Here is a 14,594-nt window from a genome sequence, read left to right on the forward strand (position 1 = left end):
AACTCAGTTCCCCTATCGGAGCTTCGGGTCGAGGGCCTCGCGCACCGTCTCGCCGAGCATGACGAAGCTCAGCACGGCGGCGACGAGGAACGCGGCGGGGAAGAACAGCAGATAGGGCGAGACTCGGATCAAGTTCTGCGCCTCACTGATCATGATGCCCCAGGACACGACGGGGGTCTTCAGGCCGATGCCCAGGAAGGACAGCGTGGCCTCGGCGCCGATGAAGGAGCCGACCATGATCGTGCCGTAGACCAGCAGCGGTGCGAGGCAGTTGGGCAGCAGGTGCTTGAAGATGATCCGACCGGTGCCGGCGCCCAGCGCCCGGGCCGCGACGATGTAGTCGGCCTCCTTGGTGGCCAGCACCGAGGAGCGCATCAGCCGCATCACGACCGGCCAGCTCAGCACGGTCAGCGACATGATCACCAGGGCCATGATCGTCCACTCGCTGTTGTCCGTGCCCGAGCCGTTGAAGGTGGTCAGGATGACGATCGAGCCGAGCACGAAGGGCAGGCCGAAGAAGATGTCCGCGATCCGGGAGAGCAGCGCGTCCACCCAGCCGCCGCGGTAACCGGCGATCATGCCCATCGCGCCGCCGATCAGCAGCGTGCCGATGGTGGAGAGCAGCGCCACCACGATCGAGGCGCGGGCACCGTAGATCGTCCGGGCGAACACGTCCCGACCCTGCTGGTCGTAGCCGAACCAGGCGTCCGACGACGGCTTCACCAGGCTGTGGGACAGCTCGCCGTTCACCGCGTCGCCGGAGGTGAACAGCGACGGGAACGCGGCCATCACCACGAACAGCACGATGAACGAGGCGGAGATCCAGAACAGCGGCTTCCGGCGCAGGTCGAGCCAGGCGTCGCCGAGCAGGCCGCGCGGCTGCTGCTGCTTCTGCGCGCTCTCGGGGTTGGTGGGGGATCCGCTCTCGGTCGGCGCCTCGATGCGGGGGGTGCTGACAAGCGAAGCGGCACTCGGGTCACTCATAGCGAATCCTCGGGTCCAGGGCGGCGTAGAGCAGGTCCACCAGCAGGTTCATCAGGAGATAGACGACCACCAGCACCACCACGATGCCGACAACGGTAGCGCTCTCCTTGGTGACGATCGACCGGAGGACCTGGCGACCGATGCCGTTGATGCCGAAGATGCCCTCGGTCACGATCGCGCCACCCATCAGGGCGCCGAGGTCGGTGCCGAGCAGGGTGACGACCGGAATGAGCGAGTTGCGCAGCAGGTGCACGCCCACCACCCGGCGCATGGGCAGACCCTTGGCGATGGCGGTGCGGACGTAGTCGGCGCGGCGGTTCTCCGCGATGCTGGTGCGCGCCACCCGGGCGATGTACGCCATCGAGGCGCTGCCCAGCACGAAGCCCGGCAGGATCAGCTCGGTGAATCGCATCTCCGAGGAGACGGTGGGGGTGACGATGCCCCACTTGACGCCGAAGAACCACTGAAGCACGAAGCCGATGACGAAGACGGGCAGCGCGATCAGGAAGAGGGTGGAGACCAGGACCAGGTTGTCCAGGAAGCCGTTGCGCCGGAGACCGGTCAGTACGCCCGCGCCGAGACCGATGACGGCCTCGATGGCGAGCGCGACCACCGCCAGCTTCAGGGTGTTCGGGTACGACGTCGCGATGATGTCGCTGATCGGCCGGCCACTGAACGTGGAGCCGAAGTCACCCTGGAAAAGGTTCTTCATGTAGCTGGCGTACTGCACCCAAATCGACTGGTCGAGATGGTACTTCTCGGTCATCATCGCCCGGTAGTTGTCGGGGCAACCGCGGTCGCCACACTTGCCGGCGAAGGGGTCGCCGGGCACCGACCAGACGAGCCAGTAGATCAGGAACGTCGTGCCGATGAACACCGGCACAAGTTGCAGCAGCCGTCTCAAGAGATAACGGCCCATGGGGTGGTCCTCCAGACAGGGGGCGCGTCGGACGGCCGACACGGTGGTGACAAACGTGCGAGGGGTTTGTTGTACACCCCCTCGCGGAACGGCCCCGGGTCGGGCTCACCGGTAGGCGAGCCCGACCCGGGGTCAGACCGTTCGGATCAGAGCTCGACCGAGGTGATGTCGAGCTCGCCGACGTTGGTCAGCTCCATCTTCTTGATCTTCTCCGAGTGGCCGGACTGCTGGCCACCGAAGTAGATCGGCATCGACGGGACGTCCTGGTCGATGAGCTTGACAGCCTCAGCGAACTTCTTGTGCGACTCCTCGAGGCTGGGGGCCGCGAGGGCCTCCTTGGCGAGGGCGTCGACCTCCTTGTTGCTGTACAGACCGTCGTTCGAGGAACCACCGGTCACGTAGAGCGGCATGATCCAGTTCTCGACGTCCGGGTAGTCCTGCTGCCAGCCGGCACGGTAGGCGCCGGTCATCTTGTGGGCGTTGATGTTGGCCCGGAAGACCGCGAAGGTCGGCACGCCGACGGCGACGGCGTCGATGCCCAGGTTGGTCTTGATCTGCTGGGCGACGGCCTCCATCCACGCCTTGTGGCTGGCGTCCGCGTTGTACGACAGGGTCAGCTTGCCCTGGAAGCCACCGGACTCGGCGTAGAGCTGCTTGGCCAGGTCCACGTCGAACTTGCAGGCGGTGCAGTTGCCCGGCACGGCGCCCGGGGTCAGCGGGTTGGCCCAGCTGTCGGCCGGCTTCCGGTTACCGAAGAAGATCTTGTCGGTGATCGCCTGCCGGTCGATGGCGTGCGAGATCGCCGCGCGCAGCTTCGGGTTCTGGAAGCGCTTGTCGTAGATCGGGAAGGCGATGATGCCCGTCGACGGGGTGGTGGAGGGGATGGCCCGGTCGCCCAGGTCGGCCTTCCACTTGTCGCCGGCCAGCGAGGAGACCGGGACCTGCTGCATGAAGTCGATGTTGTTGGAGACCAGGTCGTTGTACTCGGCCGTGTCGTCCTGGTAGATCTTGACGGTGACGTCCTTGATCTTCATCTTGTCGCGCAGGTTGTAGTCGTCGAAGCGGGTGAGCTTGATCTCGACGTCGTCCTGCCACGAGACGAACTTGACCGGGCCGTTACCGATCGGCTTCTTGCCGAAGGCGTCCGCTTCCTGGGTGAAGAAGGCGTCCGGCAGCGGCACGAAGGCGCTGTAGCCGAGCTTGGTCGGGAAGACCGCGGTCGGCGCGTTGAGGGTGACCTCGAAGGTCCAGTCGTCGACGACCTTGAGGCCGGACATCTCCTTGGCCTTGGGCTCCGGGGCCTTCTGCGGGCCGTCCGGGCCGTCCGGGTCCTCGGTGAAGACGTCGTCGAAGCCCTGGATGTCCGCGAAGAAGCTGGCGTTCTGCGCGCCGTTCGGGCCGTACGCAGCCCAGTTCCAGGCCTTGACGAAGCTCTCGGCCTTGACGGTGCTGCCGTCGTGGAACTTGGTGTTCTGCTTGATCTTGATCGTGAAGACCTTGGAGTCCTTGGTCTCGATCGACTCGGCAAGGGCGTTCTGGGGAGCGCCACCGTTGTTCGGGTACTCGACCAGACCGGTCCACAGGTAGTCGATGATCCTGCCGCCACCGGTCTCGGTGGTGTTCGCCGGAACCAGGGGGTTCTCCGGCTGGGTGCCGCCGATGATGATCGCGCCATCGTTGCTGGCGCTGGCGTCGCCACCGTCGCCGTTGCCGCTGGAGCAGCCGGACGCGACGAGCGCGAACGCCGCACCCACGGCGAGCGCGCCGCTCGCCCGCTTCGAGACTCTCATTCCGAGGGGCCTCCTCTTTCTAACCTGGTTCCGTCGTGAACTTCACGCACGTCTTGGGGGGTGACACCAACCGCCGACCCGAACCACAGGTCGCCGGCTTACCGCAGAGGAAATCGGGACACCCCAGGGGTACCGATCCGCCGGGCACCACACCCAGGCGAGGACATCACGCAGGGGCCGACGCCACCCAACGTCAAAGATGATCGACGTCGCGTGATCGGCGGGCCCGACGAGTTGCCCACACCGGGGGTGAGGTGCTGCCACTGTGACACCCACCGGCCCGTTCCGTGAAGGTGCCGTTATCAAGCCGTTAGTTGGCCGCCACGTTGCCGATACTTGAGAAAAGATCATGAAACGTGCCGGTCATACCACTCTGAACAGGAAAGACACAGTCACACCGCGCCAGACCCCCGCGTAGGCTCGGTGGCTGTGACCTTCCCCGCCTCCTCTCCGGCGCTCCCCGACATCCGCCGGACGCTGGCCGTATTTGCCCATCCGGATGATGTCGACTTCGGCTGTGCGGGCACCATCGCTGGCTGGGTGGACGAGGGTATCGAGGTGGCGTATCTGGTCGTGACCCGGGGGGACTCCGGCGGGTTCGACGACACTCCTCGCGAGGAGATGCCCGCCCGGCGCGAGGCGGAGCAGCGGGCGGCGGCCGCCGCCGTCGGCGTACACCGGATCGACTTCCTCGACGGATACCCCGACGGCCTGCTCGCCTCCGGCCCGGAGCTACGCCGCGACATCACCGCCGCGATCCGCCGGTTCCGGCCGGACCGGGTGCTCACCAGTTCCCCACTGCGCCGCTGGGAGCTCCTCACCGGCCCGAGCCACCCCGACCACCTGGCCGTCGGCGAGGCCGCCACCTGCGCGGTCTACCCCGACTCGCGCAACCGCTTCGCCTTCCCCGAGCTGCTCGCCGAAGGACTCGAACCCTGGGTGGTCCGGGAGATCTGGTACGCGGGCGGCCCCGCGCCGGACCACGCCGTCGACGTGACCGACCGGGTCGACCGGAAGATCGCCGCGATGCGGGCGCACCGCTCGCAGACCGCGCAGATGGACGTGACGGCGTGGGTGCACGACCTGCTCGGCATGATCGCCGGCAACGCCGGGCTACCCGCCGGCCGGCTGGCCGAGGCGTTCACCGTGCTGCGCACCGAGTGATCGGAACCGGTCGGCAGGTACCGGGTGGTACGGCAAAGCGGGGCCGGGCGGTCAGACCAGCCGGCGGTCGGCCGCCCAGCGGGACAGCTCGTACCGGTTGGACATCTGGAGCTTGCGCAGCACGTTGGAGACGTGCGTCTCGACCGTCTTGATCGAGATGTACAGCTCCTTGGCGATCTCCTTGTACGCGTACCCCCGGGCCAGCAGCCGGAGCACCTCGCGCTCGCGGTTGGTGAGCTGGTCCAACTCCGGGTCGGCGACCGGCGCGTCCGGCCGGGCCGCGAACGCGTCCAGCACGAACCCGGCCAGCCGGGGACTGAACACCGCGTCCCCCTCGGCCACCCGGCGGATGGCGTCGGTCAGCTCGTCCGGCGAGATGGTCTTGGTGACGTAACCCCGGGCGCCGGCCCGGATCAGCCCGATCACGTCCTCGGCCGCGTCGGAGACGCTCAACGCCAGGAACCGCACCTGCGGGTGGGTACGCCGCATCGCCTCCAGCACCGCCCGGCCGCCGCCGTCCGGCATGTGCACGTCGAGCAGCACCACGTCGGGCTGGGTCGCCGCGATCCGGCTGACCGCCTCGGCCACCGTGCTGGCCTCGCCGACCACCTCGACATGCCCGCCCAGCTCGGCGCGTACGCCGGCCCGGAACATGGCGTGGTCGTCGACGAGGAACACCCGCAGCCGCCCGTCCCGGGGTGCCGCTCCCTCGACCGGTCCCTGCTCGGCCATGGTCATCTGTCCCTTTCCGCCGTGGAGCCGGAGCCGCTGATCGGCAGGATCAGCCGGACCTCGGTCCCCTCCCCCGGCCCGGACCGGATCTCCGCCCGGCCGCCGTGCCGCTTCATCCGCCCGATGATCGAGCCCCGGACGCCGTGCCGGTGATCCTCCACCGTATCCGGGTCGAAGCCCTTGCCCCGGTCCCGTACGAAGACGCTGACCTGCTCCGGCTCCACCTCGGCGTAGAGCGACACCGTGCTGACCCCGGCGTGCCGGGCCGCGTTGACCAACGCCTCCCGGGCGGCGGCGACGAGCGCGCCCACCCGCTCGTCGGTCTCCCGGTCGCCCACCACCACCGCCTCGACGGTGATGGCGAAGGTGTCCTCCACCTCGGCGGCGGCCTGCTCCAGCGCGGCGGCGAAGCGCTCCGTCGGCGAGGCGGTCGGCTTGTAGAGCCAGTTCCGCAGCGACCGTTCCTGGCCGCGGGCCAGCCGCTGCACGGTCTTGACGTCGCTGGCGTTGCGCTGGATCAGGGCGAGGGTGTGCAGCACCTGGTCGTGCACCATCGCGGCCAACTCGGCGCGTTCCTGCTCGCGGATCCGCCCCTCGCGCTCCGAGCGCAGCTGGTTCCAGGTACGCCAGAGCATCGGCCCCGTCACGACGCCGACGCCGGCCAGCCCGACCAGCGCGAAGATCACACCGTTGAGCACGGCGTCGAAGTTCTGCGCCGGCGAGTAGACCGCGGCCACGCCGATGATGCCGACGGCGACGAGCACGCCGCCGCCGACGAAGCGGAGCACGAACGCCCGCCGGTCGCTCTCCTCCACCACCGCGCCCAGCCAGGGCACCGCCATCGACCCGCTCCACTGCTGGCGACGCTCGGGCGCGGACTGGTGCCAGATCACGCCGGCGCCGACCGCGATGATCGCGACCAGCCAGCCGGCGGTGCCGGCGGCGCCGACGGAGTGGAAGGCCATCATCTGGACCAGCAGCACGCCCAGCCCGATCGCCACGAAGGGCAGGAGCTGGGCGAGGTCGCGGCGGGGCGGGACGGCGGTGTCGCCCGGGCGGGGCGGGACGACCGCCCAGAAGGCGGCGTACAGCAGCAGCCCGAGACCGTTCAGCCCGAGCAGCACCATGAAGGCGATCCGGACGCGGAGCACCGAGATGCCGAGGTGCTCGGCGATGCCGGCGGCCACCCCGGCGGCCAGCCGGTGCTCGGTGGCCCGGTAGAGCCGTGGGGGGTGCGGGGTCACGGTGCTGCTGATCGGAGGCTCCCGGGGTCGGGCGGTCGTGGCGGTGGCCGGCCGGCGCCGGCGCCGCTTCGATCGTCACACGGCCGGACCGCCGGCGACCATGGGGACGCCCCCGACATTCGGGCCCCGAGATCTCAGGGTGGCGTCAGGGTCGGGTCCGGAGGACGCTCGGGCGGAGGGGGCAGCAGGATCAAAGGTATGACCGAGGAAGCTGCCCGTCCGCCCCAGCCCGGGGCGCCGTCGGACTGGCCACCGCCACCCCCACCGACCGGGCCGCCGCCGGGCGCGTCGACCGCCGGGTCCGCGCCGTTCGGCCCGCCGCAACCCGGGTACGCCCCGCCGCCCGGCGGCTTCACCTCCCGGTACGGGCTGGTCCGCCCGCGCGACGGCCGCTACCTGGCCGGCGTCTGCGCCGCCATCGGCCGGGCCACCAACACCGACCCGGTGCTGTGGCGGGTGGTCCTCGCCGTGCTGGGCTTCTTCGGGGGCATCGGCATCCTGGTCTACCTCACCGCCTGGCTGATCATCCCCGGCGAGGGGGACACCGCCTCGCCGGTGGAGTCGATGCTCGGCCGGGGCCGGTCGAGCATGTCCCCGGTCACCGTGATCGTGCTCAGCATCGTGGTCGCGGTCGGCTTCGGCTACATCGTCACCAACGCCCTCCGGGCGGTGCTGCTCGGCGCGGTGATCCTCATCGGTGGCGCGCTGCTGCTCAACCGCCAACCGCGCAACGCGGCGCAGCGGCAGCCCGCGCCCGGCCCGCCCCCGGGTCCGGTGCCGCCGACGGGCTGGCCGGCGGCCGGTCCCACCGCGCCCGGAGCCGGGCCGACGTGGGGCACGGCCGGAGCGGCGACCTGGGCCGGGCCCCACCCCGGCAGCCCCGCCCAACCGGCCTGGCCGACGACGCCGGGCAGCGCCGCCCAGCCGGGCTGGACCGGGCCACCGGCCTGGCCGACGCCGGGCGGCAGCGCCCAACCGGCGTGGTCGACGCCGGGCACCACCGAGGCGGCCTGGGCCGCCGGTCCGCCGGCCCAGCGCGAGGCCGGCGCCGCCCCGGCGGGTGAGCCGACGGCCGCGGAGACCGCCGCCGGGCAGCCCTGGCCGGCCGCGGAATCGACCACCGTCCCGGGTGGGACCAGCGGGACGTGGGGACACGACACGCCGACCTGGCCGGGCACGCCGACGACCGGGGGTACCCCGCTCGGGCCGCCCGGATCCGTGCCGCCCCCGTCGCCGGTGGGCGCGCCGCTGCCGCCCGGCGGGTACCGGCCGCCCTTCGCCCCGCGCGGGCCGTACGCCGGGGCGTACCACCCGCCGACGCCACCGGCCCCCGCACGGCCGCCACGGGCACCGAAGCGGCCGAAGGAGCGCTCGGCACTCGGCGCGATCACCTTCTCGCTGATCTTCCTGGCGCTGGGTGCGGTGGCCGTGCTCGACCTGCTCGGCGTCTTCCCGGTCGGTGCGGCCGGGTACTTCGCCGCGGCGCTGGCCACCATCGGGCTCGGCCTGCTGGTGGGTACCTGGTTCGGTCGGGCCCGCTGGCTGATCGCGCTCGGCCTGGTCGCCGCGACCGCGCTCGGCATCGCCACCGTGGCCGAGTCCTACGACCGGGTACGCGGGATCGACGGCCGCGTCACCTGGGCACCCCCCGACTACCAGGCCCTGGCCGTCCGCTACAAGAACAACTTCGGGGACGCGGTGCTCGACCTGCGGGCGGTGGACTTCGCCGAGAAGGACACGGAGATCACCGTGGAGATCAACTTCGGCAAACTGTCCGTGGTCGTACCGCCGAAGGTCGACGTCACCACGGTGGCCGATGTGAACGCCGGGGACGCCACCGTCTTCGGCAAGCGTTCCAGCGGCCTCAACGGCCCGAAGTGGGAGAGCACCGACCTCGGTCCGGACGGCCGGGGCGGGGGCACCCTGCGACTGCTCATCCACATGAACGCCGGAGACCTGGAGGTGACCCGGTGAAGGCCCACCGCACCGACATCGTGTCCTTCGCGTTCGGGCTGGTCTTCCTGGCCCTCTCCGTCTGGTGGCTGCTCGCCCGGATCCTCGGGCTCACCCTGCCCCCGGTGGGCTGGTTCCTGGCCGGCGCGCTCATCCTGGTCGGGCTGCTGAGCCTGGTCGGCGCGCTCCGGTCCGGGCGGCACAGCGACGCGGTGACCGACGTGCCCCTCGAGGCGCGCCAGGACCGCCCCGCCGAGCCGGCGTACGGGTCGCCGGTCGAGGCGCTGTCGACCGACGACTTGACCCCGGCCGGCAGCCCGGAGGGCCCGACGCGCGAGTTGGCCCCGCTCGGGGACGGTCGGGACGTCGGGGCCGAACCGTCGACCCGCGAGCTGCCCGCCGTCGACTCTCCGCAGTGGCCGGCCGGCGGCCCGCGTACCGACGGGGACGAGCCCGGCCGCGACGAGCGCTCAACGGGCTGACCGCGACGATGCGGGGCGCCGGCGGCGGCGCATATGCTGGCTGGCGGAGATCCCGCCTCCGCCGGCCGGCCCACCCCGTGGCGCCCGGCCGTCCGGGTCGCGGCGCGACGCCAGACGCGCCGAGCCGGATGGCCGTAGCCGCAGCCGGCGCTCCCGGTCGCAGGGGCCCGTCCGCGGCCCCGGCCGGCCAGGTCGCCGTGGCGGTCCCGCCGCGTCCCGTCGCTACCTCGTCAGGAGCCCGCCCGACATGACCCAGTCCCCCGCCGCACGCACCCCCGGCCTGCCCGGCCCGGTCCGCGTCGGCGAGCGCGCCGCCCGTACCCTCGTCGCCGAGTTCGCCCGCCGTAACGACCCGAAGGCCGGCCTGCTGGTCGGCGCGACCCCGGAGTCCGCGGTGCTGGCCGCGGCGATCGACGCGCTGCTCCCCGGTGACCGGCTCACCGTCGTGCCGGCGGAGGGCTGCGCCGCGGCCGCGCTGCGCGAGCACGTGGCGGCCCAGGGCCCCTGGGTGGCCGACCGGGTACGGGTCGCCGACACCCTCGCCGAGGCGGACAGCGCCGAGGTGGTCATCGCCGCCGAGCCGTTCACCGGCACCACCGACGAGACCCGGACGGCCGTCGACGGGCTGTCGAAGTACCTCACCGAGGGCGCCGTGCTGAGCGTGGCCGTGCCGCTCTTCCGCACCGAGGGTGCCGGGGCCGAGCTGGACCGGCAGGGCCTGCTGCACGGCGTCCGCAATGACCTGGTGCTGCGCAACTCTCCGCCGGTCCGGGTGCATCACCTCCGCTTCACCCCGGCGGCCGTCGCGCTCGCCGCCCGGCTCTCGCCGGCCTACCGGCCGTCGAGCGTGCCGCTCACCCGGGGCATGCACATCGACTCCAACGGCGTGGCGGCGGCCGGGATCAGCCTCGGCCTGGCCGCGCTCACCCGGGTTACCCGGCCGAAGTCGAAGCTCTGGCTGCTGCCGGCGCTGGCCGCCGCGCCGGTGGCCGCGTTCTTCCGGGACCCGGAGCGGGACGTCCCGGAGGACCCGGCGGCCGTGGTCGCCGCGGCGGACGGCCAGGTCCTCTCGGTGCAGCGGCTGCACGACGACCGCTTCGGCGACGGCGAGTGGCTGCGGATCGCGGTCTTCCTCTCCGTGCTGGACGTGCACGTCAACCGCTCCCCGGTGGCCGGCAAGGTGGTCGACTACTTCGTCGCGGACGGCGGGTTCGTCAACGCGATGAAACCGGACGCCGAGCACAACGTCGCGGCGTACACGGTGCTCGACACCGAACACGGCACGGTGGTGGTCGCGCAGCGTACCGGCTTGATCGCCCGGCGGATCGTGCAGCGGGCGCCGGTCGGCGCGCTGCTGGCCAGGGGCGAGCGCTTCGGCCTGATCCGGTTCGGCTCGCGCACCGACGTCTACCTGCCGGCGGACGCCGCCGAGCCGCTGGTCGGGCCCGGCGACAAGGTGGTCGGCGGCTCGACCGTGATCGCCCGCTGGAGCTGATCCCGGACACGAAGAAGGGGCGCCGCTCGTCGCGGCGCCCCTTCTTTCGTTGCGGAAGTCAGGCGGTGCGGCGCTGGTGCAGCCACAGCACCGGGCCGCTGACCAGGTAGCCCACCACCACGAGGGCGAAGGTGAGCCGGATGTCGACCAGCGCGCCGAGCACCGGGGCCAGCCAGAGCCACGGCGGCAGCTTCACCAGCCGGGCGAGCTTCGCGTACGGGAAGCTGGAGACCATGGCGAAGGCGAGCAGCGCCACCCCGCCGACCATCACCCGGCCGGAGACCGGCACACCGATCGCCACGGTCAGGGCCAGCACGGCCGCCGCCATGGTGGTCGGTACGCCGCAGAAGAACCGGCCGTCCTTCGGCGAGACGTTGAACCGGGCGAGCCGGATCGCGGCGCAGGCCGCGACCAGGGCGCAGGCGACCGCGGCGGCCGCCGGCCGGACCGAGCCGGCCAGTGAGGCGTAGACCACCACCGGGGCGGCGAGGCCGAACGAGCACATGTCGGCCAGCGAGTCCATCTGGGCGCCGAACGGGCTGGCCACCCCGAGCTTGCGGGCCAACGCGCCGTCCAGCCCGTCGAACGCGACGCAGGCGATCAGACAGAGCGCCGCGGTGCGTACCTCGCTCCCCATGGCCAGGAAGATCGCCAGCATGCCGAGCATCACGCTGCTCAGGGTGCAGGCGTTGACCAGGGCGAACTTGGCTCGACGAGCGGCGGTGCGCTCACCCGGCAGCAGGGGGATCGACGTTGCCGGCGCCTCGTCGGCCGTCGCCGCGGGGGCGAGGGCCGGGCTGACCGGCATCACCGCCTCGACCTCCGGGTCGAGTCGACCGTAGCGAAGGCGCTGGCGATCGGTCCGGCGGTGGTCGGGGGCGACCAGGTCGGTCGCGGCTGCCTCGTTTCGGCGGCCCACCCGGACCAGCAGCACCTGGCGGGCGAACGTGCTGCTGCGGCGCAACCCGCCCGCCCAGCCACGCCCTGCGGGGCGCGGACTGTCAGTCGTACGACGCCGGCGCCATGGGGCTCTCGGCACGTTTCCTCCATCACCGGATCGGCTGGCCGCCAGTTTGGCGGGTGTCCGGCTGTCTCGTGCCGGACCCTTTCTGGCCCGGCAGCCCGTTTGCGGAGTACACCATTGCACAGGGGGCAGGGGCTTGGCGATAGCCGCCTGCGGTACTTATAACTCCCTTAACCGCGCGAACCGCTCAGGTCTTCCCATCACGGGCGTCATCGCCCGTTTCCATCGGCGAATCCTGAACTTCCGACTGTACCGGAGGCACCCCACCTCGTTCGGTCGAGCGCCCGTCACCTGCCCCGCCAGCCGGTGGCCAGGGCCGCCACGTCGGTCATCGGCAGGCCGCCGACCTGCTCCGGAGCGAACCAGGCAGCCCGGGCGGTCGAGCCGCCCGCGAGTTCGGTCACCACCGCCTCGGTCGGGACGTCGACGCGCACCCGGTAGATCACCCGTACGCCGTGCCAGTCCAACGGTCGTCCCTCCGGGCCGAGCGCGGCGGGATTGTGCAGGTTGTCCACGGCCAGCAGATCGACCACCCGGCCGAGCTGCCCGGCCTCCTCCACCAGCTCGCGCAGCAGCCCGGCCGCCGGCTGCTCGCCGTGATCGGTGCCACCGCCGGGCAGGTGCCACTTCCCGGCCCCCGGATACCCGTCGGCGATCATGGTGAGCAGCACCCGCCCCGCCGGATCGGTGACCAGCCCGTACGCGGCGAAGCGCTGCCGGCGATCGGCGGGCAGCGGCCCGAACGGCGCCCGGTCCGGGCGGGCGGTGTGCTCGGGCAGCGGGTCGACGGGCAGGCCGAGCACGTCGGCGGTGAACGGCAGCAGCGGCAGGTGCCGGGCCTCGTCGGGAGTGCACCAGCGGGCCAGATCGGTGGTGCCGTCCGGCTCGTCCCGGAGCGTCCCCTCGGCGGCCGTGACGTCGAAGATGATCCGGTCGGTGTGCAGGGCGACGCCGAGCTCGGGGTAGCGGGTCACGTCGGCGACCGCGCCGCGCAGCCCGGTCACCTGGGCGGTCAGCCCGGTCTCCTCGGCGAACTCGCGTACCACCGCGGTCTCGGGGTGCTCGGCGTGGTCGACGCCGCCGCCGGGGAGCTGCCAGACGCCCGGAAAGTCGGCGTCGGCGGAGCCCCGGACGAGCAGCACCCGTCGGTGGTCGTCCCGCAACACCCCGTACGCGCCGATCCGCCGCCGCTCCTCCACCCCGCACCCCTCGTCATCCCGCGCCGCCCCGCCCATCACGTCGATCATGAACCTATTGCCCGCCGGGGCGGCGTGTCGTGGCAATAACTTCATGATCGCCGAAAACCGGCGAGGGTGCGGTGCGGGGCGGGGCGGGGGGGTCAGATGAGCTGGGCGGCGTGGACGGCTTCGGCCGTCACCTCGGTGAGGCGGTCGGTGGGGAGGGCACCCAGCTCCTCCCGACGGAACCAGCGGGCCTCACAGGTGGAGCCCCCGACGTCCGCCACCGTGGGCGGGGCCGGCTGGTCGACGACCACCCGGTAGAAGGCGCGTACGCCGTGCCAGTCGATCGGGTAGCCCTCGGGGCCGAGCGAGGCGGCGTCCCGGTGGCTGGCGACGCCGAGCAGCTCGACCAGGCGGCCGGTCTGCCCGGTCTCCTCGACCAGCTCGCGGATCAACGCGGCGCCCGGCTGCTCGCCGTAGTCGGTGCCGCCGCCCGGCAGGTGCCAGCAGCCGGCGCCCGGGTACCCGTCGGAGACCCGGGTGAGCAGCACCCGCTCCTCCGGGTCGGTCACCACCGCGTACGCGGCGAAACGCTGCGCCCGGTGCAGCCCGTCGGGGCCGGGGACCGCGTAGAACGAGGGGAACTCGGGGACCTCCTCCGGGACGATGTCGTCGCTGGAGGAGGGCAGGCCCAGGGCGCGCGCGGTGAACGACCGCAGCGGCAGCTCCCGCGCCTCGTCGAGGGTGACCCAGCGGGCCAGGTCGGTCGGGCGGCCCACCCGCTCGGTGAGCGTCCCGCCGCGCACCGAGACCGTGTAGAGCAGGCGGTCGGTGTGGATGGTGATGCCGCGCTCGGGCAGCGCCCGCATGTCGGCGATCACGTCCTGGAGGCCGGAGACGGCGACCGAGAGGCCGGTCTCCGCCGCGGTCTCCCGGACGACGGTGTGGTTCGGGTCCTCACCGTGGTCGACCGCCCCGCCGGGGAGGGACCAGGTGCCGGGGGTGCCGGAGCGCTCCGATGCGCGAACCAGCAACACTCGGTCGTCTGAATCGGCACAAACTGCGTATGCCGCGATCCTGCGCAGCGGCTCCAGCGAGGTGGTCACGGGAGAAAATTCTCCCCCGATGCGGTTACCGGCATCGAAAAGAGTCGGATTCCTGACTCTCGGCTGGCGTCTCAGGGATCGGTCAGGGTAGGAGTCCGGGCGGTCACCGAGGCTCCCGGCCGCCCGACGCGGGACCGTTGGGTCATGACCTACCAGAGCACCCCTCAGGCCCCGTACAAGCAACTCCGCCGGCCCGTCACGGACCGCATGGTCGCCGGTGTGTCCAGCGGACTCGGCCGCTACTTCGCGGTCGATCCCACCCTGGTCCGGGTCGGCTTCGCCGTCGCCACCCTGTTCACCGGCGGGCTCGCCGCGCTGGCGTACCTGGTCATGTGGTTCCTGATGCCGGAGGAACCGAACGGCGCTCCCGCCTGGCCGCACCCGCCTGGCACCGCCCCGGGCTGGCCCCCGGTCCCGCCGACCGCCGCCCCCACCCACGCGGGCCCCGCGCCCCAGGCCACGCCGATGCCGCAGCCCGGACCGGTGACTCAGCCGCCGACGCCGCCGACGGCCTGAGCCG

Annotated in this window: 12 protein-coding genes and 1 pseudogene; 5 read left to right on the forward strand and 8 right to left on the reverse strand. The window is 72.2% G+C overall.

Annotated features, from left to right (window positions below):
* Positions 1–12 precede the first annotated feature (12 nt).
* From GA0070621_RS19670 to GA0070621_RS19680, 3 genes are all read right to left on the reverse strand, one after another.
* A complete protein-coding gene (locus GA0070621_RS19670) occupies positions 13–984 on the reverse strand; it encodes an ABC transporter permease (RefSeq protein ID WP_091198058.1) in 972 nt (323 codons plus the stop codon).
* Positions 977–1,903 carry an ABC transporter permease gene (locus tag GA0070621_RS19675; protein WP_091198061.1) on the reverse strand — a complete coding sequence of 309 codons (927 nt, stop codon included), beginning with the start codon at positions 1,901–1,903 and terminating at the stop codon, positions 977–979. Before GA0070621_RS19675 ends, GA0070621_RS19670 begins: the two co-directional genes overlap by 8 nt.
* A gap of 146 nt (positions 1,904–2,049) precedes the next feature.
* Complete coding sequence (locus GA0070621_RS19680) at positions 2,050–3,693, reverse strand: peptide ABC transporter substrate-binding protein (RefSeq protein ID WP_091198064.1); 1,644 nt, start codon at positions 3,691–3,693, stop codon at positions 2,050–2,052.
* A gap of 429 nt (positions 3,694–4,122) precedes the next feature.
* On the opposite strand from GA0070621_RS19680, the gene GA0070621_RS19685 reads away from it, so the two are divergent.
* Positions 4,123–4,857, forward strand: a complete 735-nt coding sequence (locus GA0070621_RS19685) for a PIG-L deacetylase family protein (protein WP_167667075.1) — start codon at positions 4,123–4,125, stop codon at positions 4,855–4,857.
* A gap of 51 nt (positions 4,858–4,908) precedes the next feature.
* On the opposite strand, the gene GA0070621_RS19690 is transcribed toward GA0070621_RS19685, so the two are convergent.
* Both GA0070621_RS19690 and GA0070621_RS19695 read right to left on the reverse strand, forming a co-directional pair.
* A complete protein-coding gene (locus GA0070621_RS19690) occupies positions 4,909–5,589 on the reverse strand; it encodes a response regulator (protein ID WP_091198066.1) in 681 nt (226 codons plus the stop codon).
* 2 nt (positions 5,590–5,591) lie between these two features.
* Positions 5,592–6,833: an ATP-binding protein gene (locus tag GA0070621_RS19695; protein WP_091198069.1), complete on the reverse strand. Its 1,242-nt coding sequence runs from the start codon at positions 6,831–6,833 to the stop codon at positions 5,592–5,594.
* A gap of 198 nt (positions 6,834–7,031) precedes the next feature.
* Here GA0070621_RS19695 and GA0070621_RS19700 point away from each other — a divergent pair, with 198 nt between their 5' ends.
* The 3 genes and pseudogenes from GA0070621_RS19700 to GA0070621_RS19710 all read left to right on the forward strand — a co-directional run bounded on the left by GA0070621_RS19700 (position 7,032) and on the right by GA0070621_RS19710 (position 10,763).
* Positions 7,032–8,807 carry a PspC domain-containing protein gene (locus GA0070621_RS19700; RefSeq protein WP_091198071.1) on the forward strand — a complete coding sequence of 592 codons (1,776 nt, stop codon included), beginning with the start codon at positions 7,032–7,034 and terminating at the stop codon, positions 8,805–8,807.
* Positions 8,804–8,986 (forward strand): annotated as a pseudogene (locus GA0070621_RS30960) (hypothetical protein); the annotation flags it as partial. The gene GA0070621_RS19700 and the pseudogene GA0070621_RS30960, both read left to right, overlap by 4 nt.
* A 529-nt stretch (positions 8,987–9,515) precedes the next feature.
* Complete coding sequence (locus GA0070621_RS19710; RefSeq protein ID WP_091198077.1) at positions 9,516–10,763, forward strand: phosphatidylserine decarboxylase; 1,248 nt, start codon at positions 9,516–9,518, stop codon at positions 10,761–10,763.
* Positions 10,764–10,821: 58 nt separating this feature from the next.
* On the opposite strand, the gene GA0070621_RS19715 is transcribed toward GA0070621_RS19710, so the two are convergent.
* From GA0070621_RS19715 to GA0070621_RS19725, 3 genes are all read right to left on the reverse strand, one after another.
* A complete protein-coding gene (locus tag GA0070621_RS19715) occupies positions 10,822–11,727 on the reverse strand; it encodes a CDP-alcohol phosphatidyltransferase family protein (RefSeq protein WP_091198079.1) in 906 nt (301 codons plus the stop codon).
* Positions 11,728–12,074: 347 nt separating this feature from the next.
* Complete coding sequence (locus GA0070621_RS19720; protein WP_091202637.1) at positions 12,075–12,986, reverse strand: NUDIX hydrolase; 912 nt, start codon at positions 12,984–12,986, stop codon at positions 12,075–12,077.
* A gap of 140 nt (positions 12,987–13,126) precedes the next feature.
* Complete coding sequence (locus tag GA0070621_RS19725; protein WP_091198082.1) at positions 13,127–14,074, reverse strand: NUDIX hydrolase; 948 nt, start codon at positions 14,072–14,074, stop codon at positions 13,127–13,129.
* Positions 14,075–14,218: 144 nt separating this feature from the next.
* On the opposite strand from GA0070621_RS19725, the gene GA0070621_RS19730 reads away from it, so the two are divergent.
* A complete protein-coding gene (locus GA0070621_RS19730; RefSeq protein ID WP_091198085.1) occupies positions 14,219–14,590 on the forward strand; it encodes a PspC domain-containing protein in 372 nt (123 codons plus the stop codon).
* Positions 14,591–14,594 lie beyond the last annotated feature (4 nt).

Origin of the sequence: Micromonospora narathiwatensis, from assembly GCF_900089605.1 — a bacterium.
Lineage (GTDB): Bacteria > Actinomycetota > Actinomycetes > Mycobacteriales > Micromonosporaceae > Micromonospora > Micromonospora narathiwatensis.